Here is a 16,830-nt window from a genome sequence, read left to right as displayed (position 1 = left end):
TTATGAATGATCCTAAAAAAAGATTTTCTATTAAGCAGGGACAAAAAGTTAATATTGTTTTAAAACAAGATCAAAGAAGTGGAAAATTAACACAAGGAATTGTAAAAAATATTTTGACTAATTCTCCTTCCCATCCTCATGGAATAAAAGTTAGATTGCAAGATGGACAAGTAGGAAGAGTGCAAGAGATTTTATAATGACTTTATTTATTGATGGAGATGCTTTTCCCAATCTTTTAAAACCTATTATATTAAGAGCAATTGAAAAAAAGAAGCTAAATACTTATGTTATTGCTAATAAAAAAATAAATATAGGTAAATCTTCATTTATAAAATATTTAATTGTAAATGAAGGTGCAGATGAAGCAGATAATAAAATAGTTGAGTTATTGAACGAAAATGATTTAGTTATTACAGCTGATATTCCTCTTGCAAATAGAGTTATTGAAAAAAATGCAATGGCTATTGATCATAGAGGAGAGATATTTACAGAAGATAATATCAAACACTATCTAGCTATAAGAAATTTAATGGAAGAAATAAGAGATAGTGGAGAGATTACAAAAGGCCCTAAACCATTTAATCAAAAAGATTCTCAACGTTTTGCTAATTCATTAAATATGGTTTTACAAAAACTATAATTATTAAAAAATAAGACTAATCTCTTTTATTTAATAGATTTAAGCAAATGATAGTAAATAAATACTTATTTGCTTAAATCATTTTTATAAAAAATCATATTTTTAAAGAGAAAAGTGTTATTGCAATTCCACCTATCATTAACCAGAAAAATAAGATTGTAGCAAGGTAAATAGGTTTCATTCCTACATCTTTAAATTTATTATAGTGTGTTTCCATTCCAAGTGCTGCCATTGCCATAGTTAGAAAGAAAGTATCAACTTCATTTATTACATTTACAGTTTGATGATTTAATAAATCAAAAGAGTTAAAAATAGCAACTGCAATGAATAAAAAAGCAAACCATGGTATAACAATTTTTGATTTTGAAGACTCTTCTTTTTTAGATTTAGCAACTTGTGTTATATAATAAGAGATTACTATTAAAAATGGAGCTAGAAACATTACCCTTAACATTTTCTCTATTACTGAGAAGTTTGCTACTTCTTCACTAATACTATTTCCTGCAGCAACAACATGTGCTACTTCATGTAATGTTGCTCCTAAATATAATCCAAATTCTTGTTCTGTAAAAGAGTAAAATCCTATACTATATAAGTAAGGATATAAGAACATACTAATAGTTCCAAATAAAACAACAGTACCAACTGCTATGGCACTTTTATGTGCAGGTGCTTTTATAACTGATTCAGTTGCTAATACTGCTGCTGCACCACAAATAGAACTTCCAGCAGATGTAAGTATTGTAGTCTCTTTGTCTAATTTTAGTACTTTAATCCCTACAAACATGCCAATTATAAAAGTTAAAGTTACTATTAAAAAACTACTTACAACTCCAGCAACACCAATATCAGTTATATCTTGAAATGTTAATCTAAATCCATAAAAAACAATAGCTGTTCTTAATAAAGTTTTAGTAGAGAATATAATTCCTGCTTTCCAACTATCTGGTAATTTACTTCTAAAAGTATGTGAAAATAAAATTCCTAATATAATACCTATAATTAGAGGACTTATATGATAGTTTTGAAATATTTCAAGTTTTGAAATAAGAACTGAAATAAATGCAAATAAACCTACAAATACTAATCCATAAATTAAGCCTAAATTTTTATTTAAATTAAGCATTAAAATCCTTTTTTAGTAATTGTATAATTAATTTTTTAATAAGTAAAATATATTAAACTAATTATTATAATAAAAAATATTTATAAGTAAAGAAAATATATTATTGAATAATTGTTAATTTTATTGTTAGACTTGATAATATTAAAATAAATAAAGAGTTTTTAATTAAGAAATAGATAGATTAAATAATCTATCTATTGTTAGTTTTTGAAAGATATAGCATCTACTTCAACAAGGACATTTTTAGGTAAAGTTTTAACTGCTACAGTTGCTCTAGCAGGAGCATTTTCTCCACCAAAGAAATTATTATAAACTTCATTGAATTTAAGAAAATTATCCATATCAGATAAATAACAAGTTGTTTTTAAGACATTATCTAATGATGAACCAGCTTCTTCTAAAACTGATTTTAAGTGTTCTAATACTAATTTTGATTGTTCTTCTATTCCTCCTTCTACAATTTCCATAGTTGAAGTTACAAGGGGAATTTGTCCTGATGTAAATATTAAGTTTTCAAATGCCGTGGCTTGATTATAAGGTCCAATAGCACTTGGAGCTTTATTTGTTGATATGATTTTTTTCATTTTTATTCCTTCTATATTAATTCTTTAAAAAATCTATTAAAATTTGATTAAAAAGTTCTACTTTTTCTAGATGGGGACTATGTCCACATCTAGGTAGTACACATAAGCTACTTTTTTCAATGTGATATTTTAGAAATAAAATATCATCTAATCCATAGGTTTTGTCACTATCTCCATACATAATAAGAGTTTTATTTTTTATATTTGATATTCTATCTTTTGCATTAAATGTCTCCATAACATTTAATGAATTAATAGCTGAACTTATAGAAATATCTTTTCCTGAGTTATAACACAAATCAAAATATTTATCATTTTCACCTTTATAAAACCATTTTGCATGGGCCATTTTTTTAAAAGTTGTATAATCTTTTTTTACTCTATCTCTACTTTGTTCAAATGTTTCAAATCTATTTTTTAAATTCCCACTAGCTGCAGTACCATAACATATAAGTTTATTTATCTGCTCACTAATAGTAACAGCAATTTCAATACTTAACATTCCACCCATAGAGTGTCCAAGTAAAGAAAAATTTTTAAGCTCTAAGAAGTTTATTGTTTCAATCATTGATTCTGCAAATGATGTCATATTTGGCAATAATACCTCTTTATTTAAGCCATGGCCTGGCATATCTATACAATATACACAAAAGTTATTTCTAACTAATTCATTAATTTGAAATTTAAAATGTTCATGAGAGCTTAAATATCCATGAATTAATAGAATTGAGTTTTCATTACTTTTATTTCCGTATATTTTATAGTTTAGAATCATAATTAATCCCCTGTTAAATACATAGCAATAGTTGGTTCAAAAATTAATAATACGATCATTAGTACAAGAGCTACTAAAAATGGTAATACACCTTTTATTACATCGAATATTGTAATTTCATTATTTGATATACCTTGTATTACATATAAATTAAGACCTACAGGAGGTGTTAAAACAGCTATTTCCATTGTAATTGTATAAACAATACCAAACCAAATTAAATCAAATCCAACTAAATTAATTAGAGGGAAAATAGTTGGTAAAGTAATAAATGTCATAGATACAGGTTCTAAAAACATTCCAATAATAATATAGAAAATAATAACGGCAAATAAAATCTCATATTTTGATAGATTTAATGTTGTCATAAAATCTGTAATTTCATCTGGTATACCATAATACTCAATTACAAAACCAAAAAGCGATGCACCAGCTAAAAGAATACCTAAATAACCCATTGTTTTCATTGTAGAAAGAATAGCTTCAAGAAATTTCTTGAAATTTATTCCACCTAAAAAATATGAAAAAATAGAAGTTGCAATTACACCTAATGCTGCAGCTTCCGTTGGAGTTGCAATTCCAAAATATATTGATGTGATAATAATTAAACCAACTACAATAATAGGTAAAAATGCAAAAAATACAAATTTGAAACCTACAGTTTCTATTGAATCTTTTCTTGGAATAGAAGTATCATCAAATTTTTGCCATATTAATATTATTGAGAAAAACATTCCCGTTAAAATAATACCTGGAATAATTCCCGCAATAAATAACTTACCAATAGAAGTATCTGTTACAATTCCATAAAATAATAAAATTAAAGAAGGTGGAATAAGTACACTTAAAGTACCACCTGCTGCAAGAATACCTGCACTTAATTGTTTATTGTAACCAAGTCTTAACATTTGTTTTAATGCAACGCCACCTATTGTTAAAGAACCAACCATTGAAGATCCACAAACAGCTCCAAAACCTGCACAAGCTCCAATACTACCATAAGCAGCAGTTCCTCTTACTGGAATACCTCTATAAAATGCTTCATATAGCTTTTCACCTAGATTTGATTTTGCAATAAGCTCACCTAAAAAAATGAAAATAGGTACAGATAATAATATGTAATCTATCCAAGTTCTCCATAACTGTAATTGATTAGACATCAAAGAAGTATTAAAGTCTTGAATTGTCCATAAAAAAGGCAATGACGCCCCCACTAAAGCAAATGGAATAGGGATTCCTATACTAATAAATAGCATTAAAAGACCTAATAGTCCTATGCCAACAATATACCATTCCATTTTTAATCCTTAAACTCTAAATATAATTTATATAAACTGTAAATATTAAAAAATATCATAGAGGCCAATGTTGGAAATGCAACATACGTTCTCGGTATTTCTAATATTTCACTACTTGCACCACTTACATAGGCTAAAGTAAAAGCTTTATATAAAGTCAATGTAAAAAATATTCCTATTAGAAATATTACAAGATATTTAACCTTATTAAAAAACTTTGCTATTTTTGTTGGTAGCTTTTCATTAAGTAATGTAACTTCTGGATAACCATTAACTTTTAATGAATAACTCATACCTAAAAAAGCCAGTGGTAAAAGCATCAATGCTGTAACCTCTGTAACGTATGGATCTGGATACCCCAGTTTTCGTAAGAAAACTGAGACTCCTATCCATAGACTTTGGATAACAATAATAACCCCACCTAGATAGGATAAATATACTGTGATTTTGTCTAATTTATTCATTGATTAACCAATTCTTTTATTTTATTTGCTAAATCTTCTCCACACTCTTTTTTAACTTTTATATCCCATATTGCTTGAATTTTCTTAACAATATCTTTTCTTTTATCAATATCTAAAGAGTATGCACTTCCTCCACCTTCCATGATTGCTTGACCAACTCTTTCATTTACCCAAGCTTCGTATCTAGGTTTTAACCAAACTTCAGATTCTTTTGCAGATTCAAGAAGGATTTTTTGGTGTTCTTTTGATAGTTTTTCAAATGAACTTTTATTTATTACATATTGAGTATTACCGTAAAATAAACTTCCATTTACCATGTGTGGCATTACACCCCATAATTTCCAAGAACTATAAGTAGCTACACCCATACTTACACCATCTACAACACCTCTCTCTGCTGATTGAAAAACTTCTTTTGGTGAGATAAATACTGGGTTTCCTCCCCATTGTTTAATCATTTCACTTATAACAGGATAAGGACTTCTTACTTGTTTCCCATCAAGTTTTGTTAAATCTGCTATTGGTTCTTTAAACCACCATTCTTGGTCATAAGAATAGTTTGAATTAAAGATTACTTTTAAATTATTTTTTGAAAGTTCATCTTCTAAAAGTTCTGTATATTTTGCATCTGTTTCAATTTGCTTTTTAAAATCAACTACTGCTGGATATAGTGCAGTAACTCTTTGACACTTTAACCTCTTATCAGAAGGTAACCAAGAAATATCTGTTACCCCACCTAATACTGCATCAACTCCTTCACTCCAACCATGAAGTGTAGATGAACCATATATTTTGATTTTTAGTTTTCCATTACTTTTTTTCTTTACTAAATCGGCAAAATGTTCAAAACCTTTGTATCTTACATCTATTGAATTAACATAAGTAGATAATCTTAAAGTTTTAGCATTTACTGCAACAGCTCCAACAAGACAAATTAATAATATACTTCGTAACATTTTTAATCCTTAAAGTAATTTTGATATGCGTATAAGGCTATTGACCCACCAGTATGTAAGAACAATACATTTGAACCTTCTTTAAAATAATCTTTTTTAATTAAGTCTAAGAATCCATCTGCAACTTTTCCTGTATAAACAGGATCAAGTAAAATACTCTCTTCTCTAGCAAAAACTTCAACTGCATTTTTCATACCTTCAGTTTTAAGAGAGTATCCCTCTCCCACATAATCCTCAATACAAATTAAATCATCTCTTCTTAAGATATTTTTATCAAGACCTAATACTTCTATATGTTCTTGTGCAACTTTAAAAACAGTGTCTTTTTGTTCTTCTGTTGTTCTTGATACGTTTATACCAACAAGATTTATTTTGCTATTTAAAGCTTTTAGAGCAACAGCCATACCTGCATGAGTACCAGAACTTCCTGATGGTACAACAATAGTATCAATATCCAATGATTCTTTAGCAAGTTGTTCCATTAATTCTAATGCACAAGATGAATATCCTAACGCACCAATACCATTTGAACCTCCACCTGGAACTATATATGGTTTTTTACCTTCTTTTCTTAATTCTTCAGCTTTCTTTTCCATTTCAGCCATCATATCACTTTTTCCAGGTACCATTTTAATAGATTTAGCTCCCATTAAATGAAATAAAAAATTGTTTCCATTTGCATCTTCTTTATATGAGCCTTTTACTCTTTCTTCTATAATTAAATGACAATCCATTTTTTCAAGATTTGCCCAAGATAAAGTTATTCTACAATGATTAGATTGTACTGCCCCACAAGTAATAAGCGTATCACAACCTTTTTCTATTGCATCAGCAATAAGATAATCTAACTTTCTAGTTTTATTTCCTCCACTTTCAAGTAAATCATCCCTTTTTACGTATAGATTTATATTCTTATTCATTAGCTTTGTTAAATTATTAAGAGGCTCAATATATGTAGGTCTTTTTACATAACCTCTTTTTTTAAATCTGTTTATATCCATCTTTTCTCCTAACACTTTTTAAATTATTAAATACTAGTATCTGTGTATTAAAATAGTATCAGAAATGAAATATTATAAAAAATAAGTTTTTTTTATTTTTTAGATAAAAGAAATTTATAGTTACAGAAATATTAATTAATTAAATTAAGTAATTAATTTATATTTTCAATAATAAAAGTTCTAAATGATTCAAATACTGCATTTCTAAATTTATTTCTATGATAGACCATATAACAGTTTCTTTCAAATTTCATATTGATAGTATCAACTTTGTATAAGATACCTTCATTTAATTCATTTTCAACACTTTTTGCAGGTAAAATTGAGATTGTGTCTTTATAGTTTTTTAATATTTGTTTTATTGCAAGAGCATGTTCAAGTGCAAGAGTAATATTTAATTCATTTTTTAAATCTCCTAGATAATCAAAAAATACTTTCATTACTCCTGAAGTTTCTTCTCTAATTATCCATTCTTTTGAAAATAATTGATCAATATAAAAACTTTTTTTAGTAAGTTCTTTATCTGCGCTAACTACTATAAGTTCATCTTTATAAAGCAATTCTTTAACGATATTTTTGTCATTGATATCACTTTCAATAAATCCTACATCAATTTTTCCTGAATTAATTAGAGATATAATAGAATTAACATCTTTGTAATAATGAGTGATTTTTACATCTTGATATAGTTTATTATAATCATAAAGTACAAAAGGAAGAACATATACACCTATTGTATTAGTAGCCGCTACACTTATATTACCAATTAATTTATTTTTTGAAAATTTATTTTGAAGTTCTTTTATTTGTGTTAATATAGGTAAAATTTCATTATATAAAATTCTTCCTCTTTCATTTACAATTAATTTTTTACCTATTCTATCAAACATTTTTTCGTTAAACTCTTTTTCAATAGATTTAATTGTTATTGAAATATTTGGTTGAGTTAAATTCATATTAATTGAAACCTCAGTTAAATTTGATAACTCAACAACATTAACAAATATATCCATTTCTCTAATTGTCATTTTTATTCCTTATATAGAATTTGTTAATAATAGTACAATATAAAAGCTATTAATTAGTATTAATTATTAATAAATATAAAATATTCAAGTTATGTAAAGTTTATTATAACAACATTTCAGTTTAATATAAGAAAAAATTAAGCTATTATTAAATATAATCTATAACTTTTTTAGAAAACACTCAACGTTTCTCTAGAATGGTAGTATCGTTTTGATTATGATTCTTATCATATGTCATGGCGTCATTTGGCGTAACGAGAAGCATGAGCCGCTTTAAAGCTCAAACCAAGAAATAGAGAATCTTAAAGATTCATTTTGACTTTATAAGACTCTCTATAATAAAAATAAAGGGAAAGAATGCCTACTATTAATCAGCTTGTTAGAAAAGAGCGAAAAAAGGTGATTAAAAAATCAAAATCACCAGCATTAGATAAATGTCCACAAAGAAGAGGTGTATGTACTAGAGTATATACTACAACTCCAAAGAAACCAAACTCGGCTTTAAGAAAAGTTGCAAAAGTTAGATTAACTACTGGATTTGAAGTAATTTCATATATTGGTGGTGAGGGTCACAACTTACAAGAACACTCTATCGTATTAGTTAGAGGGGGAAGAGTTAAGGATTTACCTGGTGTTAAGTATCACGTAGTTAGAGGTGCTTTAGATACTGCTGGTGTTGCAAACAGAACTGTTGCAAGATCTAAATACGGTACTAAGAAACCAAAGAAATAAGTAGAAGGATAGAAAAATGAGAAGAAGAAAAGCTCCAGTTAGAGAAGTAATGGCTGATCCTATCTACAATAGTAAAGTGATCACTAAATTTATTAATACAGTTATGTTAGATGGTAAAAAATCTACAGCACAAAAAATTATGTATGGTGCAATTGCTAACTTAGATGCTAGAGGTGAAGAGTCTGGTATTGAATTATTTGAAAAAGCAATTGAAAATGTTAAGCCACTTTTAGAAGTTAAATCTAGAAGAGTTGGTGGAGCTACATACCAAGTACCTGTAGAAGTTAGAGCTGTAAGAAGACAAACTTTAGCATTAAGATGGTTAGTTGACGCTGCTAGAAAAAGAAATGAAAGAACTATGGTTGAGAGATTAGCAAACGAATTATTTGAAGCTGCTAATGAAAGAGGAGCTTCTTTCAAGAAGAAAGAAGATATGCATAGAATGGCAGAAGCTAATAAAGCATTTGCTCACTACAGATGGTAATCATTCTGTAATAAATCATTTTATATTTAAAAAAGGGTGTTTTACGCCCTTTTTTTTTATTGTAATTTAGATAAAATTACGAAAACTATTAAACTTAAAAGGAAAATTTAAGATGGCAAGAAAAACACCTCTTAATAGAGTTAGAAATATCGGTATTGCTGCTCACATTGATGCTGGTAAAACAACAACTACAGAAAGAATTTTATTCTATACTGGTGTATCTCACAAAATTGGTGAGGTTCATGATGGTGCTGCAACTATGGACTGGATGGAACAAGAGCAAGAAAGAGGTATTACAATTACTTCTGCTGCAACAACTTGTCACTGGAAACACCCAAAAACTAATGAACAATTACAAATTAATATCATTGACACACCAGGTCACGTTGACTTCACTATTGAAGTTGAAAGATCTATGAGAGTTTTAGATGGTGCTGTAGCTGTATTTTGTTCAGTAGGTGGAGTTCAACCACAATCTGAAACAGTTTGGAGACAAGCAAATAAATACGGTGTTCCAAGAATGATCTTCGTTAATAAAATGGATAGAACAGGTGCTGATTTCTTTAATGTTGAAAAGCAAGTATCTGAAAGATTAAAAGCTAATCCAGTTCCAATTCAACTTCCTATTGGAGCAGAAGAAGATTTCCAAGGTGTAATTGATTTAGTACAAATGAAAGCTATCGTTTGGGATCAAGATGCTGCTATGGGTTCTAACTACCATGTAGAAGAAATTCCTGCTGACTTATTAGACCAAGCTGAAGAATATAGAGAAAAGATGATTGAAGCTGCTGCTGAGTCTTCTGAAGAGTTAATGGAAAAATACTTCGAAGAGGGTGAATTATCAGAAGATGAAATTATTGCTGGTTTAAAAACTGCTTGTTTAAATATGACAATTACTCCAATGACTTGTGGTACTGCATTTAAAAACAAAGGTGTTCAAACTTTACTTGACGCTGTTGCTATGTATTTACCAGCACCAACAGAGGTTGCTGATATTAAAGGTGAGACTCAAGATGGTGAAGCTGTTATCGTTCCTTCAACTGATGAAGGTGAAGTTGCAGCATTAGCATTTAAAATTATGACTGACCCATTTGTTGGACAATTAACATTTACAAGAGTATATAGAGGACAATTAGAGTCTGGTACTTATGTAATGAACTCAACAAAAATGAAAAAAGAAAGAATCGGAAGATTACTTCAAATGCACGCAAATAATAGAGAAGAAGTTTCTCAATTATATGCTGGTGAAATCGGTGCAGTAGTTGGATTAAAAAACACTATTACAGGTGATACATTAGCTTCTGAAAAAGATCCAGTAATCTTAGAAAGAATGGAATTCCCTGAGCCAGTTATTTCTGTTGCAGTTGAGCCTAAAACTAAAGCTGACCAAGAAAAAATGGGTATTGCTTTAGGAAAATTAGCAGAAGAAGATCCATCATTTAGAGTTAATACTGATGAAGAATCTGGACAAACTATTATTTCAGGAATGGGTGAGTTACACTTAGAAATTCTTGTTGATAGAATGAAAAGAGAATTTAAAGTTGAAGCTGAAGTTGGTGCTCCACAAGTTGCATATAGAGAGACTATTAAAAACCCTGTTAAAAACGAGTACAAATATGCTAAGCAATCTGGTGGTAAAGGTCAATATGGTCACGTATATTTAGATATTAAACCATTACCTGCTGATTCAGAAGATAACTTCAAATTCCACAATGAAATTAAAGGTGGTACTGTTCCAAAAGAATATATCCCTGCTGTTCAAAAAGGTTGTGAAGAAGCTATGGCTGGTGGTATTTTAGCTGGTTATCCAATGGTTAATATTGAAGTTACATTATATGATGGTTCTTACCATGATGTAGATTCATCTGAGATGGCATTTAAATTAGCTGCATCTATGGGATTCAAAGAAGGTTGTAGAACAGCTGCTGCTCAACCTGTAATCTTAGAGCCAATGATGAAAGTTGAAATTGAAACTCCTGAAGAGTATATGGGAGATGTTATCGGTGACGTTAATAAAAGAAGAGGACAAGTTCAATCTATGGATGAAAGAGCTGGTGTTAAACTAGTTACTGCAATGATTCCATTATCTGAAATGTTCGGATACTCTACTGACTTAAGATCTATGACTCAAGGTAGAGCAACTTACGGTATGTTATTTGATAACTATGCTGAAGTTCCAAAAAATGTTTCTGAGGAAATTATTTCTAAAAGAAATGGTTAAGACAGTATAAAAGAGTGACATGAGTCACTCTTTTATGTTTTAACAAGCTTTTGATATTAAGAAAAGGGAAGTTTAAAAACTTCCCTTTTTTTATACAAAAACAAAATAAACTTCCTATAAAAATATTGCAATTTGTAATTATAATACTCTTTATAATATAATTATGCTAAAATCCTAAAAATATATCTTCATTAGGATGAAAAGTTGAAACTAAAAAAAAGTCTTAATCTTTTAGAAAATATCAAAAGTGTTGGGGTTATTTTAAAACCTTCAAGCCCTGAATTAAAAACTGACTATCTAAAAATAAAAAAAATATTTAATGAAAATGACATAGAAACATATTTAGAATATAATTCAGCTATGATGATAGATGATGAGGGCTATAGCTTAGACTCATTATGTAAAAAAGTTGATTTTTTAGTTTCTGTTGGTGGAGATGGTACTTTATTATCTGTTGTAAGAAGATCTTTTAAATATAATATTCCTATTTTAGGCATAAATTTAGGAACATTAGGTTTTTTAACAGATATAAATATGGATGAATTAGAAAAATTTGTTGCTGATTTAAAAAAAGATAATTATAGAATTGATAATAGAATGATGATAGAAGGTAATTTAAACTTAAATAATTTTGTTGCTTTTAATGATATTGTAATTTCAAGAAAATCTATTTCTTCTATGATATCAATAGATGCTAAAATTGATGGTAAACCTTTTAATTCTTATTATGGTGATGGTGTTATTATCTCAAGTCCTACTGGTTCAACTGCATATAACCTTTCTGTAGGAGGCCCTTTAGTATATCCTCTAACAGAAGCTTTCATTATTACTCCTGTTGCACCTCATTCTTTAACTCAAAGACCTTTAGTAATGCCTGCTGATTTTGAAATTGAGTTTAATATTTCAGATAATCAAGGGGCAGTTATAATTGTAGATGGACAAGATATTTACGAAATAGAGCAAAATGAAACGATTAAAATAAAAATTGCACAAGATAATGCAAAACTAATTCATAGATGTGAGAGAAACTATTTTGATGTTTTAAATGAAAAATTAAGATGGGGTAACTAATGATTGATAGAGTTTATTTAGAAAACTGTTTATCTTTTGAAAAAGTAGAATTAAATTTTGAAAAAGGACTAAATGTTTTTACAGGGCCTAGTGGAGCAGGTAAATCTATTTTAATGGAAGCAATTCTTTCTTTATTTTCTTTAAGTGATGTAAAATCAAAACTAGGAGAGGTTATTCTTGTAAACTCAAATATTGAAAATGAAGCTTTTGATATTTCAAATAATGATGAAATTATTATAAAAACTATTAAAAAAGAAAAAGTAAGATTTTTCTTAAACAATCAAACTATCTCAAAAAAGAAACTAAACGAGTTTAGTTCTAAGTTAATTAAACATTTAAACTTAAAAGACACAAGTGACTTTCAAAGTTCAAAACTTATAAGTTTTTTAGATAATTTAGCTTCAAAAGAAAATAAAGAATTTAATACTTTAAAAAAAGAGTTTATTAAATTTTATCAAGAACTTAAATCAGTAAGAGCAAAACTTGAAAAAATTTATGAAGATGAATCAAAACTTGAAGATTTAAAAGAGTTTGCTAAATTTGAAATAGACAAAATTGAAGCTATTAATCCAAAAATTGATGAATATGAAGAACTAAATGAAATAAAAAAGAAGTTAGCGAAAAAAGATAAGCTTGAAGCAGCTATCAAAGAAGCTTCTGTCATTTTAAATTACAATTCATCAGTAAATAATGCTTTAGAATTATTAGAAATAGATAGTAGTTTTTTTGATGATACAATGAATGAACTAACAAATATATTTGAGAAATTTAATGATTCTTTATATGAACTTGAAGATATAGATATTGAAAATGTTTTAGATAGAATTGAGAAGCTTTCTTCCTTACAAAAAAGATTTGGTTCTATAAAAGAGTGTTTAGAATATAAAGAAGAAAAAATAAAAGAATTAGAATCTTATGAAAATATTAGTTTTGAAAAAAGCGTATTAGAAAAAAAACAAAATGATTTAAGAGAAGAATTAGAAATCTTGTCCTTATCAATAAGTAAAATTAGAAAAAAAGTTAGTGTATTATTAGAAAATAAAATCAATAAATATCTAAAAGATCTATATTTAGGGAATGCTAAAATCATATTTGACATTAAAGAAATTGATATTACAGGTATTGATTTAATTAAATTTGAATTAGCAGGAGTAAGTTTAGAAACAATAAGTTCGGGTGAATTTAATAGATTAAGATTAGCATTACTTACATCGATGAGTGAATTTGATATTGTTGATAATGGAATCTTATTTTTGGATGAAATTGATGCTAATCTAAGTGGAAAAGAGAGTGAAGCAATTTCTAAAGTACTTACAAAGTTAGCAAAATCTTATCAAATCTTTGCAATCTCACATCAGCCTCAACTTACATCCTCTTCAAATCAACATTTTTTAGTTGATAAAAATAAAGGTACTTCAATTGTAAAAAAACTTGATACACAAGGAAGAGTAAATGAAATATCAAGAATGATAAGTGGTGAAAATATAACAGAAGAAGCTGTTAGATTTGCTAAAAACTTATTAAACTAAATTTTATAAGTAAAAAAATCTCAAATATATAAAATTAAATAGCATAAAACTGAATACATATTCAGTTTTATGCTAAAATCAATATTTATCTCTTTTTATGTTTCATTACTACTCAAATACCAAATTATTATTTAATTCTTGTAAATTTTTTTATATTCAACAAATGATAAATGAAAATTATCATAAATATAAATAAATTTGTTTAATCCTTTAAAAACTAGTATTTATAGCTATTTAATTGCTATTTTAAAAAATATGATAAAAAATTGTTATGATATTTATATGATAAAGTAATAATAAATTGAATATATATAATTATAAGAAAAGTTTATATTTATATATTTAGTATTTATTAAGATACTCATATCTATAATAGATTTGTTTGTCTGGTATAATTAAATACCAATATATAAGGAGGAATGATGACGAAAGCTAGTAATAATTCTGAAAAAGCTCTTGATAATGTTTCATCAAAGAAACTAAGTAGAAGAGATTTTTTTAGAAAAACTGCGGTTTATTCAGCTGGTGCAATTGCTGCTGCAAATGTTTTAGGTCCCGTAAAAGCAAAAGCAGATGATGTAGCAATTATGAACGAAGCTGAATGGGGAATTAAGCTTGGTGATAAGACTGATAAGTATCCATACGGAGTACCATCTCCTTATGAACATAATGTAGTAAGAAGAACTACTGAACTTCTATCTTCTGGTGATAAATATGCAACAGTTTCTATGTGTCCTTTACATGAATTAGATGGTATTATTGTTCCAAATGGTTTATTCTTTACTAGAAATCATGGAGGAACAGCTCATGTAAATCCCCATGAATTTAGATTAATGATTCATGGAAAAGTTAAAAAAGAAGTAGTTTTAACTTTAGATGATTTAAAAAAATATCCAAGTGAAAGTAGAATATATTTTATTGAGTGTCCAGCAAATGGAAGTACAGGTTGGAGAGGACCTCAATTTAATAACTTACAGTTTATGAAAGGTATGATGAGCCAAGCTGAATGGACAGGAGTTATGCTAAAAACTGTATTAGAAGATATTGGTTTAGAAGATGATGCTTTATGGATGTTAGCAGAAGGAAGTGATAACGCTACAAATCCCAGAACAATTCCTGTTGAAAAAGCTTTAGATGATGCAATGCTGGTTTGGGGACAAAATGGAGAAGCTCTTAGACCAGAACAAGGGTATCCTTTACGACTTTTAGTTCCAGGTTGGGAAGGTAATTTAAATACAAAATGGCTAAGAAGATTAGAGTTTTCAGATAAGCCATGGCATGCTAAAGAAGAAACTTCAAAATATACAATGCTTCAGAAATCAGGAAAAGCAATTCAGTTTTTCTGGATTAATGAGGTTAATTCTGTAATTACATCTCCCTGTCCTGAAAAGCCATGGACTAACCTTAAGAAAGGTGATATTGTTGAAATTCAAGGTATTGCCTGGTCTGGACAAGGTACTGTTAAACATGTAGATATCTCATTTGATGGTGGAGATAATTGGGTTGAAGCAAGTTTAAAAGGTTTAGTACTACCAAAAGCATGGACAAGGTTTAGTTATATTTATAAATGGGATGGAAAGCCTATTTTATTAACAAGTAGAGCAGTTGATGATACAGGTAATGTACAACCTACAATTGATCAAGAAACTTCAGTTGTTGGTGTAGAAAATGTTTATCATAGAAATGCTATGGTAACTTGGGAAGTTAACTCTAAAGGGGAGGTTAATAATGTTCACATTAGAAAACATAAAGCTTAAGAAAACTTTACTAGGGCTTATTGCTGCTTCAACATTGTTAACTTCATCTTATGCAGCACAAAAGGTTGTAGATGGAGCTATAAAATATGAAGTAAAAGATGGTAAATATACTTCTTATCATGTAAATACACAAAAAGTTAAGAATTTTAATCATTTTAGAACTGCTACTAAGAATGAAATAGCAGCATGGAATACTGATGTAATGCCTGATGGTACAGGTCTTCCTATGTATGATACAAAACATGGAAAACCAGTATTAGAAAATGGAAAACCAAAAAAAGCACAAGGTTCTGTAGAATGGGGTAATGAACTTTATGATGCACAATGTGCTATGTGTCATGGCGAATTTGGTGCTGGTGGTAAAGGTTATCCTAGACTATCTGTTGGGGAATCTTCAACTGAATCTTTAACTAATCAATTATTAAATCCAGCAGATAAAAATCCTAGCCCTGAGGCACCAATAAAAGTAATTGGTACATATTGGCCTTATGCAAGTACACTTTTTTGGTATATTAAAGATTCAATGCCTTTTAATCATCCAAAATCTTTAACTAATAGTGAAGTATATGCTCTTACTGCATATTTGTTAATGGAAAATGGTATTGAAATTGATGGGGAAGAACTTGATGAAGAGTATGTTTTAGATAGAGAAAAATTTTTAAAAATAAAAATGCCTAATGAGGATGGTTTTTATCCAAATGTTGATACAAAAGATCCTAAACAAGGTATCGAAAATATGAGAGCATTTTTAAGTGATCCTAAAAACTATGGTACTGGTACAAGATGTATGAAAGATTGTATAAAAGGTAAAGTTCCTGTTCTTAGAATTAAAAATGAGTTAAATGATTTTGAACCACCTGCTTCAACAAAAAGATTTTGGAAAGTTGAAGAAGAAAAAGGAAATGTAGCAGACCCTAAAGCAAAACAAGCTTATGAAACATCTTGTGCAGCTTGTCATGGAAACAAAGCTATTGGTGCTCCTGTACTTGGTGATAAAGAAGCTTGGGCTTCTGTACTTGAAAAAGGTAAAGAAGCAGTGTATAATAACGGTATCAAAGGTATAAATGCAATGCCTCCTAAAGGTGGGGCTATGAATTTATCTGATGAAGAGTTCAAAAAAGTAGTTGATTATATGATCAACTCTAGCAAATAAAGGGGTAAGGA

17 protein-coding genes are annotated in these 16,830 nt (G+C 28.4%); 9 read left to right on the top strand and 8 right to left on the bottom strand.

Going from position 1 to position 16,830, the window contains the following annotated elements; all coding sequences use genetic code 11:
* The first annotated feature begins 2 nt into the window (after window positions 1-2).
* Window positions 3-197 carry a YwbE family protein gene (locus ACH5BH_RS08755; protein ID WP_254576207.1) on the top strand — a complete coding sequence of 65 codons (195 nt, stop codon included), beginning with the start codon at window positions 3-5 and terminating at the stop codon, window positions 195-197.
* Complete coding sequence (locus ACH5BH_RS08750) at window positions 197-640, top strand: YaiI/YqxD family protein (RefSeq protein WP_423298085.1); 444 nt, start codon at window positions 197-199, stop codon at window positions 638-640. The genes ACH5BH_RS08755 and ACH5BH_RS08750 overlap by 1 nt, the downstream gene beginning before the upstream one ends.
* Before the next feature lie 94 nt (window positions 641-734).
* Here ACH5BH_RS08750 and ACH5BH_RS08745 read toward each other — a convergent pair whose 3' ends face one another.
* The 8 genes from ACH5BH_RS08745 to ACH5BH_RS08710 form a co-directional block, all read right to left on the bottom strand.
* Entirely contained in the window at window positions 735-1,766 is a 1,032-nt protein-coding gene (locus ACH5BH_RS08745) for a YeiH family protein (protein WP_423298084.1), read from the bottom strand.
* A gap of 200 nt (window positions 1,767-1,966) precedes the next feature.
* The gene (locus ACH5BH_RS08740; RefSeq protein WP_404305747.1) at window positions 1,967-2,350 is read right to left on the bottom strand and encodes a RidA family protein; all 384 of its coding nucleotides are present in this window, start codon (window positions 2,348-2,350) and stop codon (window positions 1,967-1,969) included.
* Window positions 2,351-2,366: 16 nt separating this feature from the next.
* Complete coding sequence (locus ACH5BH_RS08735; protein WP_404305745.1) at window positions 2,367-3,125, bottom strand: alpha/beta fold hydrolase; 759 nt, start codon at window positions 3,123-3,125, stop codon at window positions 2,367-2,369.
* A 2-nt stretch (window positions 3,126-3,127) separates the two neighbouring features.
* Window positions 3,128-4,423 carry a TRAP transporter large permease gene (locus ACH5BH_RS08730; protein WP_404305743.1) on the bottom strand — a complete coding sequence of 432 codons (1,296 nt, stop codon included), beginning with the start codon at window positions 4,421-4,423 and terminating at the stop codon, window positions 3,128-3,130.
* Window positions 4,424-4,425: 2 nt separating this feature from the next.
* A complete protein-coding gene (locus ACH5BH_RS08725; protein ID WP_404305741.1) occupies window positions 4,426-4,887 on the bottom strand; it encodes a TRAP transporter small permease in 462 nt (153 codons plus the stop codon).
* The gene (gene dctP / locus ACH5BH_RS08720) at window positions 4,884-5,843 is read right to left on the bottom strand and encodes a TRAP transporter substrate-binding protein DctP (protein ID WP_423298083.1); all 960 of its coding nucleotides are present in this window, start codon (window positions 5,841-5,843) and stop codon (window positions 4,884-4,886) included. The genes ACH5BH_RS08725 and dctP overlap by 4 nt, the downstream gene beginning before the upstream one ends.
* A gap of 2 nt (window positions 5,844-5,845) precedes the next feature.
* Complete coding sequence (gene cuyA, locus ACH5BH_RS08715; RefSeq protein ID WP_423298082.1) at window positions 5,846-6,844, bottom strand: D-cysteate sulfo-lyase; 999 nt, start codon at window positions 6,842-6,844, stop codon at window positions 5,846-5,848.
* Window positions 6,845-6,996: 152 nt separating this feature from the next.
* Window positions 6,997-7,872, bottom strand: coding sequence for a LysR substrate-binding domain-containing protein (locus ACH5BH_RS08710; protein WP_404305735.1), 876 nt, complete (start codon window positions 7,870-7,872; stop codon window positions 6,997-6,999).
* A gap of 357 nt (window positions 7,873-8,229) precedes the next feature.
* Between ACH5BH_RS08710 and rpsL the strand changes: the two genes are divergently transcribed.
* The 7 genes from rpsL (at window position 8,230) to ACH5BH_RS08675 (ending at window position 16,819) form a co-directional block, all read left to right on the top strand.
* Entirely contained in the window at window positions 8,230-8,604 is a 375-nt protein-coding gene (gene rpsL / locus ACH5BH_RS08705) for a 30S ribosomal protein S12 (RefSeq protein WP_152190696.1), read from the top strand.
* Between the two features lie 16 nt (window positions 8,605-8,620).
* A complete protein-coding gene (gene rpsG, locus ACH5BH_RS08700; protein ID WP_404305732.1) occupies window positions 8,621-9,088 on the top strand; it encodes a 30S ribosomal protein S7 in 468 nt (155 codons plus the stop codon).
* A gap of 112 nt (window positions 9,089-9,200) precedes the next feature.
* Window positions 9,201-11,309 (top strand): elongation factor G, encoded by a 2,109-nt coding sequence (fusA, locus tag ACH5BH_RS08695; protein WP_423298081.1) that lies wholly within the window; start codon window positions 9,201-9,203, stop codon window positions 11,307-11,309.
* A 204-nt stretch (window positions 11,310-11,513) separates the two neighbouring features.
* Window positions 11,514-12,380 (top strand): NAD(+)/NADH kinase, encoded by an 867-nt coding sequence (locus ACH5BH_RS08690; protein ID WP_423298080.1) that lies wholly within the window; start codon window positions 11,514-11,516, stop codon window positions 12,378-12,380.
* Entirely contained in the window at window positions 12,380-13,909 is a 1,530-nt protein-coding gene (locus ACH5BH_RS08685) for an AAA family ATPase (protein WP_423298079.1), read from the top strand. The genes ACH5BH_RS08690 and ACH5BH_RS08685 overlap by 1 nt, the downstream gene beginning before the upstream one ends.
* Before the next feature lie 422 nt (window positions 13,910-14,331).
* Window positions 14,332-15,666, top strand: a complete 1,335-nt coding sequence (gene soxC, locus ACH5BH_RS08680) for a sulfite dehydrogenase (protein WP_404305725.1) — start codon at window positions 14,332-14,334, stop codon at window positions 15,664-15,666.
* Window positions 15,638-16,819, top strand: coding sequence for a c-type cytochrome (locus tag ACH5BH_RS08675; RefSeq protein ID WP_423298078.1), 1,182 nt, complete (start codon window positions 15,638-15,640; stop codon window positions 16,817-16,819). Before soxC ends, ACH5BH_RS08675 begins: the two co-directional genes overlap by 29 nt.
* The last annotated feature ends 11 nt before the right edge of the window (window positions 16,820-16,830 follow it).

Origin of the sequence: Arcobacter rhizosphaerae (assembly GCF_049472155.1) — a bacterium.
In the GTDB taxonomy this organism is placed as follows: domain Bacteria; phylum Campylobacterota; class Campylobacteria; order Campylobacterales; family Arcobacteraceae; genus Arcobacter_B.
This window is presented reverse-complemented; position numbering and strand designations above follow the sequence as displayed.